This is a genomic window from Lysobacter sp. Root76, from assembly GCF_001428685.1.
In the GTDB taxonomy this organism is placed as follows: Bacteria; Pseudomonadota; Gammaproteobacteria; order Xanthomonadales; family Xanthomonadaceae; genus Lysobacter.
The window spans coordinates 1,101,647-1,121,942 of the sequence record NZ_LMIK01000001.1; the positions used below are offsets into that span (position 1 = coordinate 1,101,647).

16 protein-coding genes are annotated in these 20,296 nt (G+C 68.4%); 3 read left to right on the forward strand and 13 right to left on the reverse strand.

Annotated elements, in window-relative coordinates; all coding sequences use genetic code 11:
* Positions 1 to 121 precede the first annotated feature (121 nt).
* From ASE10_RS04575 to ASE10_RS04595, 5 genes are read right to left on the reverse strand one after another with little or no spacing between them, the layout of a single operon-like run.
* Positions 122 to 2,122 (reverse strand): type IV pilus secretin PilQ family protein, encoded by a 2,001-nt coding sequence (locus tag ASE10_RS04575; protein ID WP_055903839.1) that lies wholly within the window; start codon positions 2,120 to 2,122, stop codon positions 122 to 124.
* A gap of 15 nt (positions 2,123 to 2,137) precedes the next feature.
* Positions 2,138 to 2,632 carry a pilus assembly protein PilP gene (locus ASE10_RS04580; protein WP_055903842.1) on the reverse strand — a complete coding sequence of 165 codons (495 nt, stop codon included), beginning with the start codon at positions 2,630 to 2,632 and terminating at the stop codon, positions 2,138 to 2,140.
* Positions 2,633 to 2,685: 53 nt separating this feature from the next.
* Positions 2,686 to 3,402, reverse strand: coding sequence for a type 4a pilus biogenesis protein PilO (gene pilO / locus ASE10_RS04585; RefSeq protein WP_055903845.1), 717 nt, complete (start codon positions 3,400 to 3,402; stop codon positions 2,686 to 2,688).
* The gene (locus tag ASE10_RS04590) at positions 3,399 to 4,244 is read right to left on the reverse strand and encodes a PilN domain-containing protein (protein ID WP_055903848.1); all 846 of its coding nucleotides are present in this window, start codon (positions 4,242 to 4,244) and stop codon (positions 3,399 to 3,401) included. The genes pilO and ASE10_RS04590 overlap by 4 nt, the downstream gene beginning before the upstream one ends.
* Complete coding sequence (locus tag ASE10_RS04595; protein WP_055903851.1) at positions 4,244 to 5,302, reverse strand: pilus assembly protein PilM; 1,059 nt, start codon at positions 5,300 to 5,302, stop codon at positions 4,244 to 4,246. The genes ASE10_RS04590 and ASE10_RS04595 overlap by 1 nt, the downstream gene beginning before the upstream one ends.
* 229 nt (positions 5,303 to 5,531) lie before the next feature.
* On the opposite strand from ASE10_RS04595, the gene ASE10_RS04600 reads away from it, so the two are divergent.
* Positions 5,532 to 8,063: a penicillin-binding protein 1A gene (locus tag ASE10_RS04600; protein WP_055903855.1), complete on the forward strand. Its 2,532-nt coding sequence runs from the start codon at positions 5,532 to 5,534 to the stop codon at positions 8,061 to 8,063.
* 210 nt (positions 8,064 to 8,273) lie between these two features.
* Positions 8,274 to 8,933, forward strand: coding sequence for a hypothetical protein (locus ASE10_RS04605; RefSeq protein WP_055903858.1), 660 nt, complete (start codon positions 8,274 to 8,276; stop codon positions 8,931 to 8,933).
* Between the two features lie 200 nt (positions 8,934 to 9,133).
* Here the strand turns inward: ASE10_RS04605 and ASE10_RS04610 are convergent, their stop codons facing one another.
* A complete protein-coding gene (locus ASE10_RS04610) occupies positions 9,134 to 10,468 on the reverse strand; it encodes a citrate synthase (RefSeq protein ID WP_082559719.1) in 1,335 nt (444 codons plus the stop codon).
* Positions 10,469 to 10,693: 225 nt separating this feature from the next.
* On the opposite strand from ASE10_RS04610, the gene ASE10_RS19980 reads away from it, so the two are divergent.
* Entirely contained in the window at positions 10,694 to 10,942 is a 249-nt protein-coding gene (locus ASE10_RS19980; protein ID WP_157480859.1) for a hypothetical protein, read from the forward strand.
* On the opposite strand, the gene ASE10_RS04615 is transcribed toward ASE10_RS19980, so the two are convergent.
* The 7 genes from ASE10_RS04615 to ASE10_RS04645 all read right to left on the reverse strand — a co-directional run bounded on the left by ASE10_RS04615 (position 10,927) and on the right by ASE10_RS04645 (position 20,172).
* Positions 10,927 to 11,169, reverse strand: a complete 243-nt coding sequence (locus tag ASE10_RS04615; RefSeq protein ID WP_055903860.1) for a type B 50S ribosomal protein L31 — start codon at positions 11,167 to 11,169, stop codon at positions 10,927 to 10,929. The genes ASE10_RS19980 and ASE10_RS04615 overlap by 16 nt on opposite strands.
* Positions 11,170 to 11,239: 70 nt before the next feature.
* A complete protein-coding gene (locus ASE10_RS04620) occupies positions 11,240 to 12,175 on the reverse strand; it encodes a nucleoside hydrolase (RefSeq protein WP_055903863.1) in 936 nt (311 codons plus the stop codon).
* The gene (locus ASE10_RS19475) at positions 12,172 to 12,735 is read right to left on the reverse strand and encodes a DUF4166 domain-containing protein (RefSeq protein ID WP_082559700.1); all 564 of its coding nucleotides are present in this window, start codon (positions 12,733 to 12,735) and stop codon (positions 12,172 to 12,174) included. Before ASE10_RS19475 ends, ASE10_RS04620 begins: the two co-directional genes overlap by 4 nt.
* Positions 12,736 to 13,041: 306 nt before the next feature.
* Positions 13,042 to 15,159 carry an ATP-dependent DNA helicase RecG gene (gene recG, locus ASE10_RS04630; protein ID WP_055903869.1) on the reverse strand — a complete coding sequence of 706 codons (2,118 nt, stop codon included), beginning with the start codon at positions 15,157 to 15,159 and terminating at the stop codon, positions 13,042 to 13,044.
* A 100-nt stretch (positions 15,160 to 15,259) separates the two neighbouring features.
* Positions 15,260 to 17,695, reverse strand: coding sequence for a TonB-dependent receptor (locus ASE10_RS04635; protein WP_055903872.1), 2,436 nt, complete (start codon positions 17,693 to 17,695; stop codon positions 15,260 to 15,262).
* Between the two features lie 95 nt (positions 17,696 to 17,790).
* On the reverse strand, positions 17,791 to 18,939 hold the full coding sequence (locus ASE10_RS04640) for an SO2930 family diheme c-type cytochrome (protein ID WP_055903875.1): 1,149 nt from the start codon (positions 18,937 to 18,939) through the stop codon (positions 17,791 to 17,793).
* 3 nt (positions 18,940 to 18,942) lie between these two features.
* The gene (locus ASE10_RS04645) at positions 18,943 to 20,172 is read right to left on the reverse strand and encodes a parallel beta-helix domain-containing protein (RefSeq protein WP_055903877.1); all 1,230 of its coding nucleotides are present in this window, start codon (positions 20,170 to 20,172) and stop codon (positions 18,943 to 18,945) included.
* Positions 20,173 to 20,296: the final 124 nt, after the last annotated feature.

Consider the following 20,296-nt stretch of genomic DNA (forward strand, 5'->3'; position numbering starts at 1 on the left):
AACTTGGCGGCCGGGGTTCACCCAACCAATGGCACGTTCAGCTCATCGCTCCCTTTCCGACCCCGAAAACGCGAAGAGGGCCCGAAGGCCCTCTTGCGTACTACGTCCGGATCGGCCGCGCTTAGCGCTGCGCGACCTTGAGCACTTTCGGCGTCACGAAGATCAGCAGCTCGGCCTTTTCCTTGGAGCGGCCCTTCTTCTTGAACAGGTTGCCCAGGAAGGGGATGTCGCCCAGGAACGGCACCTTGGTGACGTCGCTGCGATCGCGGAACTCGTACACGCCGCCGATCACCACGGTCTGACCGTCCTCGACCAGCACCGCGGTGTTGACCGAGCGCTTGGCGATGATCGGCACCTGGCCGATCGAGGTGTTCAGGGTGCCGTCGACCTCGTCCTTCTTGACCGCCATGTTCAGGAACACGCGGCCGTCGTTGGTGATGGTCGGGGTGACCTTGAGCTCCAGCAGCACGTCCTTGAACTGGACGTTCGGGATCGGCGTGCTGTTGCCGCCCTGCTGCGGGGAGATCGTCACGTAGCCCACTTCCTGACCTTGGCTGATCACCGCTTCGCGCTGGTTGCTGGTGACGACGCGCGGGTTGGAGATGACTTCGCCGCGGCCTTCTTCCTGGATCGCCGAGAGCTCGATATCGAGCAGGTAACCGGCGTTGAGGATCGACAGCGCCAGCGAGCCGGCCGGGTTGTCGACGCCCAGGTTGGTCATCAGGCCGCGGGTGATCGTGCCCAGCGTACGCACCGGCGGCGAGCCGACCGAACCGGCGTTGAGCCAGTCGCGGAAGGCGTTGGCATAAGCGGTGTCGGCGGCGACCTGCGAATTGCGGGTCGCGGTGTTCGCGTCGAGGTTGCCGCTGAAGTAGGAATTGTCCTTGTTGCCGCTGATGCCGAACTTGGCGCCGAGTTCGCGCGAGACCGATTCGGTCGCGATCACGATGCGGGCCTCGATCACGACCTGGTCGACCGGGCGATCGATCACCCGAACCAGTTCGCGCATCTGCTGAACCTTCTTCGGGATGTCGCTGATCATCAGCGTGTTGGTGCGCTCGTCGGCGACCAGTCGGCCGCGCTGCGAGAGGAAGCCGTTCTCGTTCTGGCTCTGGCCGCCGCTACCACCGCCACCGCCGCCGCTGCTGCCGACGCCCTTGGCCTCGGTCAGCGCTTTGAAGATGGCCGTCGCGTTGTGGTAGTTGATCTGGATGTACTCGGTGACCAGGTCGACGCGGTTGTCGAGCGCGATGCGCGCGTCTTCCTTGTCCTGCTCGTACTTGGCGACTTCGGCCTGCGGCGCGATCCACACCACGTTGCCGCTGCGGCGCTTGTCCAGGCCCTTGGCCTGCAGGACCAGATCCAGCGCCTGATCCCAGGGCACATTGACCAGACGCAGGGTCACGTTGCCCTGGACCGTGTCGGCGGCGACCACGTTGAGATTGGACTCCTCGGCGATCAGTTGCAGCACGGTGCGCACCGGCACGTCCTGGAAGTTGAAGGTCACCGGGCGGCCGCTGTAGCCGCGCTTGGCCGAGTCGGTCGCACCGCCGCCGGCGGCGCCGACTGCGCGGCTGCCGACGGCCGAGGCGGCCTTGGGCACGATCTCGACGATGTACTCGCGACCGGTCTGGTAGGCCAGCGACTCGAAACCGCCGTTGGTGTTGAGCACCAGCTGCGTGCCGTTACCGCTGGCGCGCGCGTCGATGCGCTGGACCGGGGTCGCGAAGTCGGTGACGTTCAGCGGACGCTGCAGCGCAGCGGGCAACTGGGCGTTGCCGACGTTGATGATCACGCTCGAGCCCTGGCTGCGCAGGTCCGGCGCGGCACCGTCGCCGCTGAACTTCAGGATCAGCTTGCCGGAGCCGCCGTCGCCGCGCTTGAAATCGATGTTCGCGACCGAGATCGCGCCCGGCAGCTGCTTGGCCGGATCGAGGCTGTGCGCGGGAGCGACCACAGGCGCGGCGGGAGCCGCGACCGGTGCCGCGGCCCCGGACATCGGCGTCGCGGCGTGCGCGGCGCTGAGTCCGGCGAGCAAACCGACCACCAGGCCGGCGCTGCGCGTGCTGAAAGCCAAGGGGCGCCGGGCCGGCCGCGAGCATTTGGCGTTGAATACGGTCATCGTGCTATCCCCCAATCAATTGTCTTCTAACGCCACGGTGGCGGGACGTTCCAGCCAGCCACCGGCGCCGTCCGGCACCAGTTCCACCAACTCGATCCGGTCTTCGGACACGCTGGTCACCCGACCGTCGTTCTGCCCCATGTACGCGCCTGGCCGCACCCGGTAGGTCACCTTGTCGGGCGCCATCACCAGGGCGATCACACCGGGACCGCGGCCGAGCGTGCCGACCATGTCCAGGCTGTCGAGCGGGAACTGTTCCAAGGTCTGCTTGCGACGCGTCGCGTCCGGACGCGGACCGTTGCCGCCGCCCTGGTCGGTGAACGCGTTGCTGAACGGATCGCGCATCGCCTGCGCGGCGTATTCGAAGGTTTCGAACTGCTGCATCACCGGCAGCGGATCCAGCGGCGGAGCCGGACGCGCCTTCACTTCGGCGACCCACTTTTCCAGGTTCGGCGCATCGCCCGGCGTACTGGTGATGCCGCGCGAGCAGGCGGTGGCCGCCAGCAGCATCGTCGCGGCGATCAGGACGCGACCGCGAGCGCCTGCGTTGAATGTCGTACGCATCAGCCGCCCTCCTTCTTGTCGCCAGTGGGCGCGGCAGGCGCGGCCGCGGCGGCGTTAGGATCGCCGTTGGCCTTTTCCTGCGCCGACACTTCTTCTTCGTCCAGGTAACGGTAGGTCTTGACCGTGCCGGCCAATTCCAGCGGACTGTTGGGCGTGATGACCGCGGACTTGTCGCCGGCCGCAGCGCCGCGCGGACGCAGCGAGATGTCGTGCATGGTCATGATGACCACGCGCGGCAGCGAGGCGACGCCGCTGACGAAACCGCCGAACTGGTGATAGGTACCCACCATGCGCAGCGCGATCGGCTTCTCGGCGTAGAAGTCCTTGGGCTGTTCCGGACCGGGCTGGAACAGTTCGTTGGTGATGCCGGTGGCGAGCGCGGTCTGCGAAATGTCGACGATCAGGTCGGGCATTTCGGTCTTGCTCGGCAGCTGGCGCAACATCTGCTGCAACTGCTGCTCCATCTGCACGAGCTGCTGCTTCAGCGGCTCCAGATTGGCGGCGCGGCCCTGCTTGGTCTCGAACTCGGTGCGCAGTTCGGCCTCGGTGCGCTCCAGGCCTTCGAGCTGGGTGCGCTTGTCGCTGACGAACAGGTACCAGGCCAGGCCCACGATCACCAGGCCGACGATCACGCAGAAGCCGATTTTGGCCTGCTGCGGCCACGACCCCATGTTGTTGAAGTCGAGGTCCTTGAGCGACATCTTCTTCTGGCTCACGATTCGGCCCCCTTGTTGTTGCCAGCGGCCGGCGCCGTTTCCGGCGGAGCCTGGGCGGGCGTCGGAACGCTGCCCGGGGTGGTAGCGGGCTTCGGTGCGGCCGGAGCGGCGGCGGGCGCCGCGGCCGGAGCCACCGGAGCGATCGCGGCCGGAGCGGTCGCGCCTGCCGGAGCGTTGGCGGCCGCAGGTGCAGCAGCGGCCGGAGCGGCGGCGTTGGCGGCGGCGGCCTCGGCCACTGCAGCCTCGGCGCCAGCGGCCGGCGCGTCGGGCTGACCGTCGCCGTCCTCGTCCTTGGGCGCGTTCGGGTTGGCCAGCTTGACCTGCAGCTTGAACTCGTACGGCAGGCCCTTGTCGGTGCCCTTGGCCTCGATGATCGACAGGTCGGGGCTGGTCATCCAGCCCGAGCCTTCCAGGTTGCGCATATAGGTACTGACGCGGGCGTTGGACTGCGCGCGGCCTTCCAAGGTGAGGGTGTCGGCGTCCTGCTTGATCGCCGTCAGCACCGCGCCGTCGGGAATGGTGCGCACCAGCGAATCGAACAGGTGCACCATCTGCGAACGGTTCGACTGCAGCTGCTCGATCACTTCCTTGCGAGCCAGAAGCTTCGACTTCTTCTTGTCGAGCTCCTCGATTTCCTTGATCTGCCGGTCGACCTCGGCGATGCGATCCTTGAGGAAGTTGTTGCGCTTGTTCTGACCGTCGATCTGACCGCTGTAGAACATCACGATCAGGCCCGACAGCACGAGCGCGCCCAGAACCGCCATCACGATCATGGTGACGAATTCTTTCTGCCGCTGTTTACGGCGTTCGGCTCGCCACGGGAGCAGATTGATCCGTGCCATCAGTCGAAGCTCCTCAATGCGAGGCCGCAAGCGATCATCAACGCCGGCGCATCCTGCGCGAGCGCGTGCGCCTGCACGCGCGGACCGAGCGTCATGTGCGCCAGCGGGTTGGCGATGATGGTGGGCACGCCCAACTGCTCTTCGACCATCTCGGCGATGCCGGGGATCGAGGCGCAGCCGCCGGCGAGCACGATCTGGTCGACGCGGTTGAACTCGCTGCCGGCATAGAAGAACTGCAGCAGGCGGCTGACCTGCTGCACCATCGCTTCCTTGAACGGCTCCAGCACTTCGGCCGAGTAGCTCTCGGGCAGGCCGCCCTGGCGCTTGGCCAGGCCCGCCTCCTCGTAGCTCAGGCCGTAGCGGCGCATCACCTCGTCGGTGAGCTGCTTGCCGCCGAAGACCTGCTCGCGGCTGTAGAGGCTGCGGCCGTTACGCAGCACGTTGAGCGTGGTCATGGTCGCGCCCGAGTCGATCAGGGCGACGATGCCGTCTCGCGGCGTGCTGAGGTGGTCGGCGATCAGCGCGAACGCGTTCTCGATCGCGAAGGCCTCGACGTCCATGACCTTGGGGGTCAGGCCGCCGAGCTCCAGCGCCGAGGCGCGGACTTCGACGTTTTCCGAGCGCGACGCGGCCAGCAGCACCTGGATCATGTCCGGGCTGTTGGGCATCGGGCCGAGCACCTCGAAGTCGTGATTCACTTCTTCGATCGGATACGGCACGTAGTTCACCGCCTCCAGCTCGACCTGCGACTCGAGTTCCTCGCCGTCCAGGTCTCCCGGCATCGGGATCACCTTGGTGATCACCGAGGACCCGGCGACCGCCGCGGCGGCGTGCTTGGACCGGGTGCCGGACCGTGCGACCGCCCGCTTGATCGCCTCGCCCACCGCCTCGACCTCGACGATGTTCTTCTCGACGACGGCGTTCGGCGGCAGCGGCTCGACAGCGTAATGCTCGACCCGGTAGCGGTTGCCGGCTCGGGAGAGCTGCAACAGCTTCACTGCGGTCGAACTGATATCCACGCCGACGAGGGCCGGCTGGCTTTTTGTGATGACGCCCACTGTTTTCTCCCCATGCCACAAGCGCTTACGCGCACTTCGTGTGGCCCCGCCTTAGATAACGGACTTTTCACAGGCTGGCAACCATTTCTTTCTGGAATGCCAACCGAGAACGCCTTTTTTGCGTAACGGCCTTAGCGGAAACCACCGGCCGCCCGCCCCCTGGGGCGGTCCCTGTCCCGGCTCCTCTATACTCCACGCCCACTACAACCCGCAATCGGAACCCGCTTCGATGCCCCGTTTCCGCCGTCTTTTGCGCTGGGCGCTCTATGCGTTCGCCGGCCTGGCCCTGCTCGGGGTGATCGCCGCCGGCACCCTGTACTACCTGATCGCCCCCAAACTGCCGGACGTGGAAACCCTGCGCAACGTCGAGTTGCAGGAGCCGATGTACGTCTATGCCGCCGACGGCCGCCTGATGGCCCTGTTCGGCGAGACCCGGCGCTACCCGGTGGCGATCGAGGACGTGCCGACCCGGCTCAAGCAGGCCTTCATCGCGATCGAGGACGCCCGCTTCTACAAGCACCACGGCATCGACTACAAGGGCGTCGCGCGCGCGGTCTGGCTGCTGGCGACCACCGACGACAAGCGCGTCCCGGGTGGCTCGACCATCACCCAGCAGGTCGCGCGCCAGTTCTTCCTGAGCTCGGAATACAGCTACAAGCGCAAGCTCGGCGAAATGCTGCTGGCGATGCGGATGGAGCGCGAGCTGAGCAAGGAAGAGATCTTCGAGCTGTACTTGAACAAGAGCTTCTTCGGCAACCGCGCCTACGGCGTCGGCGCCGCCGCCGAGTTCTACTACGGCAAGAAGATGAACGAGCTTGCGCTCGACGAAATGGCTTCCTTGGCCGGCATTCCCAAGTTCCCGTCCAGCGGCAACCCGCTGAGCAATCCGGAGCGCGCCAAGGTCCGCCGTGACTACATCCTCGACCGCATGGCCGAACAGCGCTTCATCAGCGCCGCCGAGGCCGCCGCGGCCAAGGCCGTGCCGATGCACGCCACCCCGCACGAGCGCCCGGTCGAGGTCTACGCGCCGTACGTGGCCGAGATGGTCCGCCAGCAGATGATCGAGCGCTACGGCGCCGAGGCCCTGACCAAGGGCTACCACGTCACCACCACCATCGACCCGACCCTGCAGATGGCGGCCGACAAGGCCGTGCGCGACGGCCTCAAGGTCTACGACCGCCGCCATGGCTGGCACGGCGTCGAGCAGCACTTCGACCTGGCCGCCAACGAAGACGCCGCGACCGCCAAGCAGCGCCTGCGTTCGATCCCGGCCCAGGCCGGCCTGCTGCCGGCGATCGTGCTCGGCAACGACGCCGGCGGCGGTGCCCGCCTGGCCCTGGCCGACGGCAGCGAAGTCAGCCTCAACGCCAGCCAGGGCTGGGGCGGCCGCAGCCCGGGCAGCCTGGTCAAGCGCGGCGACCTGGTCCGGATCGAGCGGATCGAGCCGCCGGCGCCCAAGGCCGATCCGAAGAAGCCCGACGCCCCGATCGCCGAGGCGCCGCCGATGGTCGGCGCGCCGCTGGGCTACCGCCTGGAGCAGCTGCCGCAGGCGCAGGCCGCGCTGGTCTCGCTGGAACCGTCCAACGGCGCCCTGCGCGCCCTGTCCGGCGGTTTCAGCTTCGCCGGCGCCAAGTTCAACCGCGCCACCCAGGCCCGGCGCCAGCCCGGCTCCAGCTTCAAGCCGTTCGTGTATGCGGCCTCGTTCGAGCGCGGCTACAACCCGGCCTCGATCGTGCTCGATGCGCCGGTGGTGTTCCGCGACCGCCGCGGCCACATCTGGCGCCCGCAGAACGACAGCGGCAATTTCGCCGGCCCGATGCGGGTGCGCGAGGCGATGGTGCAGTCGCGCAACCTGGTCTCGGTGCGCCTGCTCGACGCGATGGGCGTGGACTTCGCCCGCAAGTACATCAGCAACTTCGGCTTCGACATCGAGCAGCTGCCGCCGAACCTGTCGATGTCTCTGGGCACCGCCTCGCTGACCCCGCTGTCGGTCGCGCGCGGCTACGCCACCTTCGCCAACGGCGGTTTCCGCATCACGCCCTGGTTCATCGACGAGATCAAGGACCGCGCCGGCGCGGTGGTGTTCAAGGAAAAGCCGGCCACCGCCTGTCCCGAATGCGGCGGCCGCGGCCCGGGTACCACGGTGCGCTCCGGCGGCTTGGTCGACGGCTTCAACTTCGGCCCGGAAGGCGGCGCCAAGCCCGATCCCAAGGCCGGCGCCACCGCCTCCGAGCCGGCCAAACCCGCGGCCAAGCCGCCTGCCGACCTGGTCGTCGCGCCGCGCGCGATCGACGACCGCATCGCCTACCAGATCGTGTCGATGCTGCGCGACGTGGTCCTGCGCGGCACCGGCACCGCGGCCAAGGTGCTCGGCCGCGAGGACGTCGGCGGCAAGACCGGCTCCACCAACGACCACCGCGATGCCTGGTTCTCCGGCTTCGGCGGCCCGCTGGTGACCACGGTCTGGGTCGGCCGCGACAACTACAAGTCGCTGGGCTACCGCGAATACGGCGGCAAGGCCGCGCTGCCGATCTGGATCGACTACATGCGGGTCGCGCTGAAGGACAAGCCGATCGCCGCCAACGAGCCGCCGCAGGGCATGGTCAAGGTCTCGGTCGGCGCCAACGGCGCGCTGATCCCGGACGGCGGCGGCGGTATCGTCGAATGGGTCAAGGCCGAGGACCTGGACAAGATGCAGTCCTACGTCGACTACGGCCCGGCCGAAGCGGCGCCGACGGAAGATTCGTTCGACATTTTCTGAGCCGAGCCCTACTGAGCCGGAGCCCCCGCTGAGCCGGAGTTGCTTCCGGCCTCGAACCCCACCGACGCCCGCCTCACCGCGGGCGTCGGCCGTTCCAGCGCCGATGTGATGAGAAAAGCCGCATCGGCGTGTTAGCGTTGAAACCGCCGGCGCGGGCCGCCGGCCGCGGCGAGTCCCCTCGCCGTCGCCGTGCCAGCCGCGGAGGTCGTCATGCCACACTACGCCCGTCAGCACGCACAGCAGCATGCCGAGACCCGCACCCGCGAACGACGCCACCGCCTCGCCCACGAGGCCGCACGGCTGATGGCCGAAGGCGGCATCCGCGACTACCACCAAGCCAAGCTCAAGGCCGCCGAACGCCTGGGCATCTACGACGACGCCTCGCTACCGCGAAACCGCGAGATCGAGGATGCGCTGCGCGAGTACCAGCGCCTGTTCCAGCGCGACAACCTGGTCGGCCTGCGCCAGCGCCGCGAAGCCGCATTGCGCGCGATGGAATTCTTCAGCGCCTTCGAGCCGCGCCTGGTCGGCCCGGTCCTGGACGGCACCGCCGATGCCCGCAGCCCGGTCGCCCTGCACCTGTACAGCGACGACCCCGACGCCGCATCGCGCTTCCTCGACCAGCACGGCATTCCCGCCGAGGCCCGCAGCCGCCACCTGCGCCTGGACCGCGAACGCAGCGACGACTTCCCGGTCTGGATATTCAGCGCCGAGGAGCTGAGCTTCGACCTGACCGTGCTGCCTCTGGACGTGCTGCGCCAGGCCCCTCTGTCGGGCGTCGACGAGAAGCCGATGAAGCGCGCCTCGGCGGCGCAGTTGCGGCAGCTGCTGGCGGACGAGGAAATCGCCGGTTACGAAAGCGGCGGCTGATTGCGGGCGCGGCGATGAGCCGCGGCGCGGGCGGGAGATGTCCGCGCGAGCGATCGCGGCTTACGCCGCTCCCGCAGTCGGCACAGTCCCGACGGCATCCGACGGCCGCGACTCAGCCGTAGCCCCCGACTCGAGCCCGACCGCCGGAAACGAAAACGCCCCGCACTGGGCGGGGCGTTCGGTGATGCGGTGACGACAGCTCAGCGCTTGTCGGTGGGCACGTAGTCGCGCACGCCGTGGCCGGTATAGATCTGGCGCGGCCGGCCGATCTTGTTCTCCGGATCGTTCTGCTGCTCCAGCCAATGCGACACCCAGCCCGCGGTGCGCGCGATCGCGAACATCACGGTGAACATCTCCACCGGAATGCCCAGCGCCTTGTAGATGATGCCCGAGTAGAAATCGACGTTCGGGTAGAGCTTGCGCTGGACGAAGTAGTCGTCCTGCAGCGCCGCCTCCTCCAGCTTCATCGCCACTTCCAGCAGCGGATCGTTGACGCCGAGCTCGCCGAGCACGTCGTGGGTCATCTTGCGCACCAGCGCCGCACGCGGGTCGTAGTTCTTGTAGACGCGGTGGCCGAAGCCCATCAGGCGGAAGCCCGATTCCTTGTCCTTGGCCTTGTCGACCGCCGCCTTGACGTTCTCGGGACGGCCGATCTCGTTGAGCATCTTGAGCACGGCTTCGTTGGCGCCGCCGTGCGCGGGGCCCCACAGCGCCGCGACGCCCGAGGCGACGCTGACGTAGGGGTTGGCGCCGGTCGAACCGACCAGACGCACGGTCGAGGTCGAGGCGTTCTGCTCGTGGTCGGCATGCAGGATGAACAACAGGTCCATCGCCTTGGCCGCGACCGGGCTCAGCTCCAGCGGCTCGCTCGGCACTTCGAACAGCATGTGCAGGAAGCGCGTGGTGTAGTCGAGGTTGTTCTTCGGATAGCGCATCGGCCAGCCGATCGAATAACGATGGCAGGCCGCGGCGATCGTCGGCACCTTGGCGATCAGGCGGATCGCGGTCAGGCGGCGCTGCTCCGGATCGTCCAGGTCCAGTTCGTTGTGATAGAAGCTCGCCATCGAGCCGAGCATGCCGACCAGCATCGCCATCGGATGGGCGTCGTGGCGGAAGCCGTACAGGAAGGTGCGGAAGGCCTCGTGCATCATCGTGTGATGCGTGACCTCGTGCTCGAACTTGTCGAACTCGCTGGCGGTCGGCAGTTCGCCGTTCATCAGCAGATAGGCGACTTCGAGGAAGCTCGACTTCTCGGCCAACTGCTCGATCGGATAGCCGCGGTACAGCAGCACGCCCTCGTCGCCGTCGATGTAGGTGATCGCCGACTTGCAGCTGGCGGTCGCGGTGAAGCCCGGGTCGTAGGTGAACAGACCGGTTTCCTTCGGCATCTTGGCGATGTCGATGCAGGAAGCGCCGAGCACCGGGTGCTGGACCGGAAGGGTCACGCTCTTGTCGCCGGCGGCCAGGGTCACCTGGTCGAAGCCGGGTTTATTCGGGACAGCTTTCTCAGCAGCGGATTTATCAGAAGCGGACACGAACAGCTCCTCATGTCTGCGCACCGCAGGGATGGCCGCGGGCGAGGTGGGGACAGGGAATCGCGGACATGCCGCGTCCACGAATTATCGCATACCGACGTGGAGCACCGGCTCGGACTTTGGTCGCGGGGACGGGCCGGGCTGTTCCGTTGACGGGGTCGATGCGGCGCCGGCGACGCGCTGCGCATACGGTGGATGGGCAGGACGAACGGAGCGCCGACCGGCATGGAACGCGGCCGCCGGGCGATCGGCCGCGCAAGCGCCGGCCGCGATCGCGAACGACCGTCAGGACGATTGATGGAGAACATCGGGACCGACGCGAACGATCCGCCGCATCGGGATGCCCGCAAGCCGGCGGAAGCGAACGGCCGCTTCAGGCCGGTTCCTGTCGGCGGACCGCAAACGCAAAAACGGCCGCCTCGGAAGGCAGCCGTTCTGCGTGCAACTTTGCGCCGCGATTACTTCTGCGCGTAACGCTTGCGGAACTTGTCGACGCGACCGCTGGTGTCCATGATCTTGTGCTTGCCCGTGTAGAACGGGTGCGAAGCCGACGAGATATCGACCTTGATCAGCGGGTACTCAGTGCCGTCGACCTTGACCGTTTCCTTGCTCGACAGGGTCGAACGGGTCACGATCTGGAAATCGGTGGTGACGTCCTGGAAAACGACGTCGCGGTACTCGGGATGGATACCTGCCTTCATGGCACTCACAAATTGATGCGGGAAAGAGCGGCATTATAGCGGCCCCTTCCCGCCCGAGGCAAGTCCTGGGCTAAACGGCCGCCAGGGCAGCCCGGATCAGGCCCTGGAAGCGCTCCTGGTCGTAGCGCATCAGGATCGCGACCCGGGCCGGAGCCCCGCCCTCGCCGCGCCAGTCGACCACGGTCGCGCCGCGGCCGTGCTGCCCCTCCAGCTCGATCGCCAGGGCCCGGTCCAGGACCTCGACGGCGCCCTCGGGCTCCAGCGCGAAGGCCATCGCCAGGGCGTCGGCGGCATGCCAGTGGGCGCCGCGGCGGTCGGCCGACCACAGCCGGGTCTTCTCCGAGATGCGCTCGTAGAAGCGCGCGCGCGGGCTGTCGGCCCGCAGCCACTGGACCACGTCGTCGTGCAGGAAGCCGTGCGCGATCACCGCCTCCCAGTCCGCCAGTTCGATGCGCGGGAAGGCCTCGAACACGATGTGCGCGGCCTCCGGGTCGAAGTAGATGTTGAACTCGGCCGCCGGGGTGATGTTGCCGCGGCAGGTGACCGCCCCGCCCATGACCACGAAGCGCGCGACGCGCTCGGGCAGGGTCGGATCGAGCTTGAGCGCCAGCGCGATGTTGGTCAGCGGGCCCAGCGCGACCAGCAGGAGCTTGCCGGCATGCTCGTGCGACAGGCGCAGGATCGCCAGCGCGGCGTGCTCGGCCTCGACCTGGCGCCGGGCGGCTTCGTAGCCGACGTCGCCGAAGCCGTCCTGGCCGTGCACGTAGCCCGCGTCCGGCGAAGGATGCAGCAACGGCGCGGCCGCGCCGGCGAACACCGGCACGTCGACCCCGGACACTTCGCACAGCTTCAGCGCATTGGCGACGGTGTGCTTGAGGCCGACGTTGCCGGCGGCGATGGTCAGACCGACCAGCTCATGGCGCGGATCGTTGAACGCCATCAGCAGTGCGAGCGCGTCGTCCACGCCCGGGTCGGTATCGATAAGCAGGGGAATGCGGTCGGTCATGTAACCACTCTTTCGACAGTAACGGCCGGATCGGCCGGGATGGCGTGCAGCGCGCCTTCGTAGCGCAGCAGTTCGCCGAGGGGAAACAGGGAGAAGGCGACGGCAAAGCGATAGCGGTCGCCGTCCTCGATGCGTTTGTAGGCGTCGGTGCGCGGGAACAGGACGCGCGGCAGCGGCAGGCCGCGCAGCGCGACCGAGAGCAGGTGCCAGCGCCAGCCGCCGCCGTCGAGGTCCACGCCCAGGCGCAGGCGCGCCGGGCCGGTGCTTTCCAGCCAATGCCCGTCGGGGTAACGGCCGACGGGATGGAAGACCGAGACCAGTTCGCTGCCGTCGTCGAAGCGGCGCCGCCAGTGCATGGCTTCGCCGTCGTGGACGATGCGGACCTGGAACCCGCGCTGCGGACGATCCAGGGGAATGCCCAGGCGTCGCGCCAGGCGCTTGCCGAGGCGCCCGGCCAGGCCGGTACCGGGGAGATCGCGACTTCGCCGCTCAGAGTGCCGCCGCTGCGGTGCAGCGCTTGCAGCAGAGGGTGCAGCCGCTCGAAAGCCGGGCCGAACCATTGCGTAGCCGCGTTGTGAGGGGCTCCCGGCATCCGGGGGGTGCGCTCCTGGCGGCGGGACACTATAGCCAGAGTTTCGGCGGTTTGTGTGGCGGGGCTTGCGAAAGTCAGGGCCGGGGCGTTTGCGGCGCGCGGCGGGATTCCGGATCGAGGCCAGGCCGGGCTTCCCCTAACCGATACTCCAGGGAGAGGGCTTCAGACCCTCAAGCCTGCGATCCTGCCTGCTCCCGCTTGCGGGGGAAGGCGTCCGCAGGGCGAATGAGGGCCCGGAACGAGCCCGCAACCACGCGCTCGCGTCCCGTCCCGATCAAGCCGACGCGTACCGCACCGCCCCGCCGACCCAGCGGGCGACGATGCGCTCGGCCAGTTCGGGCGATTGCGCGAGCAGTTTTTCGCCGACCTCCTGCACCAGCGGCAGCAGGTCGGCGTCGCGCGCGAGATCGGCGACGCGGAAGCCGGCCAGACCGGTCTGGCGCGTGCCCAGCAGTTCGCCGGGACCGCGCAGTTCCAGGTCCTTTTCGGCGATCAAGAAACCGTCGTGAGTCTGGCGCATGGTCTCCAGGCGCTGCCGCGCCAGGCCCGACAAGGGCGAGCGGTACAGCAGCACGCAGCTCGACGCCGCGCGGCCGCGGCCGACCCGGCCGCGCAGCTGGTGCAGTTGCGCCAGGCCCAGGCGCTCGGCGTTCTCGATGATCATCAGCGAGGCGTTGGGCACGTCGACGCCGACTTCGATCACGGTGGTCGCGACCAGCAGATCGACCGCGCCGTCCTTGAATGCGCGCATCGTCGCCTGCTTCTCGCTGGCCTTCATGCGGCCGTGGACCAGGCCGATGCGCAGCTCGGTGAGTTGCCGGGACAGCTCCTCGTACGTGGTCTGCGCGGCCTGGGCCACGACCTCGTCGGAGTCGTCGATCAAAGTGCAGACCCAATACGCCTGGCGACCCTCGGCGCAGGCGCTGCGGATACGCTGCACCAACTCGGGCCGGCGCTCGTCGCTGAGCGCCACGGTCTGCACCGGCGTGCGGCCGGGCGGCAGCTCGTCGATCGCCGAGACGTCGAGGTCGGCGTAGGCCGCCATCGCCAGGGTGCGCGGAATCGGCGTCGCGGTCATCACCAGTTGGTGCGGCACGATCGCGTCGGCGCCGACGCTGCCGCCGGCGCCCTTGTCGCGCAGCGCCAGGCGCTGGTGCACGCCGAAGCGGTGCTGTTCGTCGACGATCGCCAGGGCCAGATCGCGGAAGGCCACGCCCTCCTGCATCAAGGCATGGGTGCCGACCACGACCTGGGCCTGTCCGTTGGCGACTTCCTCCAGCACCTTGGCGCGGGCGCGGCCGGTGACCTTGCCGGCCAACCAGGCCACGCGCACGTCCAGCGGTTCCAGCCAGGCGCGCAGATTGTTGAGGTGCTGCTCGGCCAGCAGTTCGGTCGGCGCCATCAGCGCGGCCTGGCGACCGGCATGCACGGCGATCATCGCCGCCATTGCCGCGACCACGGTCTTGCCGCTGCCGACGTCGCCCTGGATCAGGCGCAGCATCGGCGAAGGCTTGGCGAGGTCGGCACGGATCTGCGCGAACACGCGCTGCTGGGCGCCGGTCAGGGCGAACGGCAGCGCCTTGCGCAGACGCTCGGCCAGCACCATCCCCTTCAGCGCACGCGCCTTGTGCGCCTGCTGGGCGATGCGCTGGCGGCGCAGGCTCAGGTGATGCGCGAGCAACTCCTCCAGCGCGAGCCGGCGCTGCGCGGGATGGGTGCCGGAGATCAATGCGGCCACGTCGGCGTCCTGCGGCGGCCGGTGTACGGTCAGCAGGGCCTCGCGCAGGGTCGGCAGCTGCAGGCGCTCGCGCAGCTCGTGCGGCAGCAGCTCCAGCGCGTCCTCGTCGGGCAGGCGGTCCAGGGCCAGGCCGATCAGCCGGCGCAGCGAGACCGGGCCGATGCCTTCGACGGCGGGATAGACCGGATCGAGCTGGTCGCCGAGCGCGCTGCCGTCGTTATCGTCGAGCACGCGATAGCTGGGATGCACGATCTCCAGCCCGATCTGCCCGGGCTTGGGCGTGCCGTAGCAGCGCACGCGTGCGCCGACCCGGAACTGCGCGACCTGGGCGGCGCGGAAATGGAAGAAACGCAGCACCAGGGTGCCGCGGCTGTCGTCGCCGATCGCCACGCGCAGCACCGGCCGATAACGGAAGCCGCGCTCGACCGCTTCGACGCGGCCCTCGACCTGCGCCGCCACGCCCGGCTGCAACAGCTGGATCGGGGTGATCGAGGTGCGGTCCTCGTACTGACGCGGCAGCTGCAGCCACAGGTCCTGCAGGGTGGTCAGACCCCGCGCGGCGAGTTTCTCGGCCACGCGCGGGCCGACCCCGGGCAGGCTGGAGAGCGGCAGCAATTGGAGATCGACGGATGCCCCGCCCTTGCGCTTCGGCATCGGCTAAGCATGCCGGTAACGCGCGCAAACCAAAACCCCGGCGCCTCGCGGCGTCGGGGTCCGGTGTCGTCGCCCGGCGCGCGGCCGGGCTGCGGCGCCCTCAGAACTTCGCGTTGAACTCCACACCGTAGGTGCGCGGTTCGCTCACGCGCGCGCCGACGGTGCCGAGCACGCCCATGCCGTAGGTGCCCAGCGCGTTGATGTACTGATTGTCGAACACGTTGTTGCCGTACAGCGCCAGGCCCCAATGGCCGCTGCTGGCGGTCCAGGCCAGACGCAGGTCGGTGCGGTTGCGCGCCTCGCCCAGGTCCAGCGCCGGGCTGATGCCGCAGCTGCCCTGCGACTGCGATTCGGCGGTGCAGCGGTTCTTGCCGCGATAAGCATGACGCAGCGAGAAGCGCAGATCGCCGGCGTCCTGGAAGTACCACTGGTAGGTCAAGCCGCCGGCGAAGGACCAATGCGGCACGCCGGTGGGCTTGCCGCCCAGGTCCACGCCCTCGGGGGTGACGTAGTTCTTGTAGGTCGAATCGATGTACGAGGCGTTGAAGTCCAGGCCCAGCGCGTCGGTGGCCTGCCAGCGCGCGTCGAAGTCCAGGCCGTAGGCCTCCAGATCGGAGGTGTCGACCACGAAACGCGGGATGCTGGTGGTGGTGTCCAGACGCACCGCCTGGCGGTTGTCGTAGACGTAGTAGTAGGCCGAGGCGTTGAACTGCAGGCGCTGGTCGGGGAAGGCCTGCTTGATGCCGGCCTCCAGGTTCCAGACGTCCTCGTTGTCGAAGCGGCTGCCGATCTGCAGCGAGTTGAAGCCGCCGGCCTTGTAGCCCTTGGCCAAGGAAGCGAAGGCCATGGTGTCGTCGCTGAAGTGGTAGTCGACCACGAAGCGCGGGCTCAAGTCGGTCCAGGCACGCTTGGTGCGGTTGGTCACGCCCTTGTTGAGCAGCGCCGGCGGGTCGATGAAGGCGACGTCGAAAACGAAGGCCTCGCGCGGAATGCCGGCCAGACTGAAGAAACCCATCGCCTCCAGCTGGTCCAGCGCGGCGTCCAGGGTCGGCGCGTAGCGCGGATCGTTGCGCCAGCTGAACTCCTTCTCGTCGCGGGTGTAGCGCAGGCCGAAGGTCAGGTTGAGCTTATCGGTGGCGTGCCAGATCACGTCGCCGAACACCGCGTAGGACTTGGTGTCGAGCGTGTTGTTGAACTTCTCGTTCCAGCGATGGCCGAGCAGACGGACAGGAATGCCGAAGGCTTCGAGCTGCTGATCGACGTAGCCGAACAGGTAACCGGTCGGCGTCGGCGCCATGCCCAGATTGTGGACGATGGTGTCGACCGAGTCGGTCATCGCGTTGACTTCGCTGGTCTGGCGCGCCTCTTCCTCGAAGTAGCTCGCGCCGGCGACCCAGTCGATGCGGTCGGTGCTGCCGGCGAACTTGAACTCCTGGTACAGGCTGCGGTTGCTCTCGGTGTTGGTCGAGTCGACGTAGAGGTACTTGCGGTCGGTGCCGTCCTCTTCGACCCGGTTGACCGAATCGTAGTCGCGCCAGGAAGTGGTCGCGGTCAACGAACCCCAGTCGAAGCCGTGGTCGAGGATGAAGGTGATGCCGTCGAAACGGCGCGACTCTTCGTTGCCTTCGACATCGACCGCGGTCGGGATCTTGCGCGGATCGAGGTAGCCGGCCTCGTCCACCGGCAGCGTCGGCAGGCCCGGTGCGGGCGGCAGCGGCACGATGCCGGTGGTGGCCTGGCCGAGCTGGTCGAGGTTCTCGTGGTCCCAGCTGATCAGGGCGCTGGTGCGCTCGCCCAGGCCGAGCTTGAACGCGGCGCGCGTGGCCCAGTTGTTCTCCGGGTTCAGGTCGCGGCCGGTGTTGGCGTCCTGGATCCAGCCGTCGCTGTGGTTGAACAGCGCGTTGACGCGCAGCGCCGAGTCCTCGCCGGTGGGCAGGTTGACCATGGCGTCGGTGTAGATCTTGCCTTCGTTGCCCAGGCGCAGGCGCGCGCGCGCCTCGGTTTCGCTGCCGGGTTTACGGGTCACGATCGATACCGCGCCGGCGGCGGTGTTGCGGCCGAACAAGGTGCCCTGCGGGCCCTTCAGCACTTCGATGCGCTCGACGTCGGTGAACGGCAGCAGCACGCCGCCGCCGCGACCGGCATAGACGCCGTCGACGTAGATGCCGACCGCCGGATCGGTGCCGATGCCGAAGTCGTCGGTGCTGATGCCGCGCAACTGGAAGCTGGGCTGGGTCGGCTGCTGACTGTTGACCACCAGTCCCGGCACGAAGCTGTCGATATCGCCCAGGTCCTCGGCGGCGACATCGTCGATCAGCTGCTCGGTCACGACCTGCAGCGCGATCGGCACGTCCTGCAGTTCCTGCTCGCGGCTCTGCGCGGTGACGGTGATGGTGTCGAGGTCCTTGGCCTCGGCGCGCGGCTGCGGCTCGGGCGCGGTCTGCGCGCGCGCCGGCGCGGGCGCGCCGAAGGTGAGGACGGCGCCGCCGCAGAGTGCGGCGATCGCGGTGACCAGCTTGTGTTTACGCAAGAGCATCGGGATCTTCCTTCACGCTCGTTTTCGACATGGGCGACGCGTTCCCCCGAACACGCCCGTCGCCCTCCCCACGCAGCGCACGCCCTCGCCGGGCGCTAGCCGCAATCTCCCTGCTGCGCCGCGATCCATTCCCGGATCAGCGTCACGCCTTCGCGATGCACCACGCTGCGGCCGACCTCCGGCATCATCGCCGACGGGTCGTCGCTGCCCATGCGGTAGACCAGGATCGACCCATCCGGATCGCCCGGCACGATGTCGTGGCGGCGGTCGCCGGTGCCCTTGCCCGCCGCGATCGGCAGCTTGCAGCGGCCCAGGCGCAGCGGTTCGTCGGTCGCCGCGTCCAGCCACAGGCCCGAGGTGTTGCCCGGTCCTTTGGGGCTGTGGCAATGGCCGCAATTGATGTCGAGGTAGGCGCGCGCCCGCGCGTCCAGGCTGGCGCGGGCGCTGTCGCGCCAGTCGGCCGCGTGCGGCGCGGCGTCCGGCGCCGGTGCGTCGCGCAGGTAGCCCAGCTGCTGCCAATGGGCGAGCTGGTTGGCGCGGCCGCCGGCGTAGTCGAAGTCGCGATTGAGATGGCGCGCCTTCAGCCCGATCGGCTGCAGCGTCTTGCTCTTGATGTCGGTGCCGTGGCAGCCGCCGCACTGGTTCTGATCCGGCACCTGGTAGGTCGCGCTTTCGCGGCTGCCGTCGGCGGCCTGCAGGCTCAGCGCCACCAGTTCGCCGCCGCGCATCAGCCTGGCTTCGGTCTGCTCGGCGTTCCAGACGTAAGGCAGCGCAACCCAGCCTTCCTGGCGGCGCACCAGCAGCCGGGTTTCGATCAGCCGCACCTTCGCCAGGTCCAGCGCGCCGTCATGGAACTCGCCATCGGCGCTGTTGCTGCGCGCGACCACGTCGCTATCGACCGCCTCGCCGGGCACGCGCGGGTAGTAGAAGGTCTTGCTGACCACGGTGCCGACCGGGAAATCGAAAGCGCCGTCGGCGACATAGCGCGCCGCATCGCCCTTGGGCATCCAGACCGTGCGCAGCTTGTGCGCGTAGTCGCTGAACAGCGGCGTGTTGAGTTCGTAGGGCACCACGCCGTCGTTGAGACGCAAATGGTGGTCGGCCACGCGCAGCACGCCCCAGTCGCTGAGCAGGGCCGGCTGGCCCTGGGCGTGGAAGCGCACCGGCGCCGGTGCGCGATCGCAGGCGGCCAGCCACGACAACAGCAGCAACAACAAGCAGGTGCGCGATCGCGATCCCGTCATCGCTTAGCCGCGCTTGAGATCGATGGCCGGCAGCTTCGGCAGGGTGCAGCCGTAGCCCGCCATGTCCTTGCTCGGATTCTTGTAGCCGCCGGGACCGTCGGCGTTGAGCACGCCGGACACGTCGCGCAGGCACAGGTGCGGATCGCCCGGCTTGGCCGGCTTGGGGTTGCGGTAACCGTCCCAGAGCACGTCGGGCAGGCTTCCGCTGAGGCCGTAGCTGGCGACCTTGAGGGCCTTGAGATCGAAGCCGTCGGGCGCGTCGCCGCCGCCGGAAAGGCGGTTGCCGTAGACCGAGATGCGCTCCGGATACGGGTCGAAATCCTTGGCCGCCTGCTCGTCCTTGTAACCGGTGGAGTAGACGCTGGAGATGATGATGTTGGCGGTGGCGTTGTCGCTGATGTCGTTGCCGAAGATCTCGACGTCGTCGTTGGAGTTGACGACCATGCCGCTGCCCGCCGGCACGCTCGACACAGGCGTGCCCTTTGCGCCGAAGTTGGCGGTGTTGTTCTTGTACACCTTGTTCTTGAACACCCGGATCGCCCCGCCCTGCTGCGACAGCGCCGGCATGTTGAACACCAGGATGCCGCCGGTGTTGTTGGTGGCGACGTTGTCGTAGACGTCGGCGTTGATCGTGTTCTCGATCTCGATGCCGGCGACGTTGAACTCGGCGCGGCTGTTGCGCACGATCACGTCGCGCGACTGGCCGACGTAGATGCCGGCGTCGGAAGCGCCGATCGCGACCGAATTCTCGATCAGCACGTTGCGGGTCTTGACCGGGTACAGGCCGTAGGCGCCGTTCTTGGTGCTGGGGCCGCCGGTCCATTCCACGCGCACGTTGCGGATGGTGATGTGCTCGCCTTCGTTGACCTTGAGGCCGTCGCCCTTGCTGTCCTCGATGGCGATGTTCTCGATGGTGAAGTTGCTGGCGTTGACCAGCAGGCCTTCGGCGCCGGCCTTCTGGCCCTTGAAGCTCAACACCGACTTGTCCGGCCCCGCACCGCGCAGGGTCACCCCGTCCACGCGCAGGCTGAGGCTGCGGTCGAAGCTGTAGCGGCCGGCCGGCACTTCGATCACGTCGCCGGGTTTGGCGTCGAGCAGGCGGGTGCGCAGGGTGTCGGCAAAGGCCGGATCGCCGGCCGCGACCTGTGCGCTGGGCACGTGCGCCGGTCCGGCGTCGCGGCCGCAGGCGGCCAGGACGATCACGATCGACAATGCCAGGATCAGTCTGCTCATCGAGTCTTGCGCTCCCCGTGTGGTCGTGGCCGGCGCGCTCGCGCGCCGCTGCGTTCGGGCTGCGCCGCATCCCCCATGCCGGCGCCGCCGCTCCATCCACGAGTCTCGGCCGCGGTCGCGAGCA

Coding starts and splice junctions, on each gene's coding strand:
- ASE10_RS04575 (WP_055903839.1), bottom strand. CDS start 2,122: ATGACCGTATTCAACGCCAAATGCTCGCGGCCGGCCCGGCGCCCCTTG.
- ASE10_RS04580 (WP_055903842.1), bottom strand. CDS start 2,632: ATGCTGCTGGCGGCCACCGCCTGCTCGCGCGGCATCACCAGTACGCCG.
- ASE10_RS04590 (WP_055903848.1), bottom strand. CDS start 4,244: ATGGCACGGATCAATCTGCTCCCGTGGCGAGCCGAACGCCGTAAACAG.
- ASE10_RS04600 (WP_055903855.1), top strand. CDS start 5,532: ATGCCCCGTTTCCGCCGTCTTTTGCGCTGGGCGCTCTATGCGTTCGCC.
- ASE10_RS04605 (WP_055903858.1), top strand. CDS start 8,274: ATGCCACACTACGCCCGTCAGCACGCACAGCAGCATGCCGAGACCCGC.
- ASE10_RS19980 (WP_157480859.1), top strand. CDS start 10,694: ATGGAACGCGGCCGCCGGGCGATCGGCCGCGCAAGCGCCGGCCGCGAT.
- ASE10_RS04615 (WP_055903860.1), bottom strand. CDS start 11,169: ATGAAGGCAGGTATCCATCCCGAGTACCGCGACGTCGTTTTCCAGGAC.
- ASE10_RS04620 (WP_055903863.1), bottom strand. CDS start 12,175: ATGACCGACCGCATTCCCCTGCTTATCGATACCGACCCGGGCGTGGAC.
- ASE10_RS19475 (WP_082559700.1), bottom strand. CDS start 12,735: ATGGTTCGGCCCGGCTTTCGAGCGGCTGCACCCTCTGCTGCAAGCGCT.
- recG (WP_055903869.1), bottom strand. CDS start 15,159: ATGCCGAAGCGCAAGGGCGGGGCATCCGTCGATCTCCAATTGCTGCCG.
- ASE10_RS04635 (WP_055903872.1), bottom strand. CDS start 17,695: ATGCTCTTGCGTAAACACAAGCTGGTCACCGCGATCGCCGCACTCTGC.
- ASE10_RS04640 (WP_055903875.1), bottom strand. CDS start 18,939: ATGACGGGATCGCGATCGCGCACCTGCTTGTTGTTGCTGCTGTTGTCG.
- ASE10_RS04645 (WP_055903877.1), bottom strand. CDS start 20,172: ATGAGCAGACTGATCCTGGCATTGTCGATCGTGATCGTCCTGGCCGCC.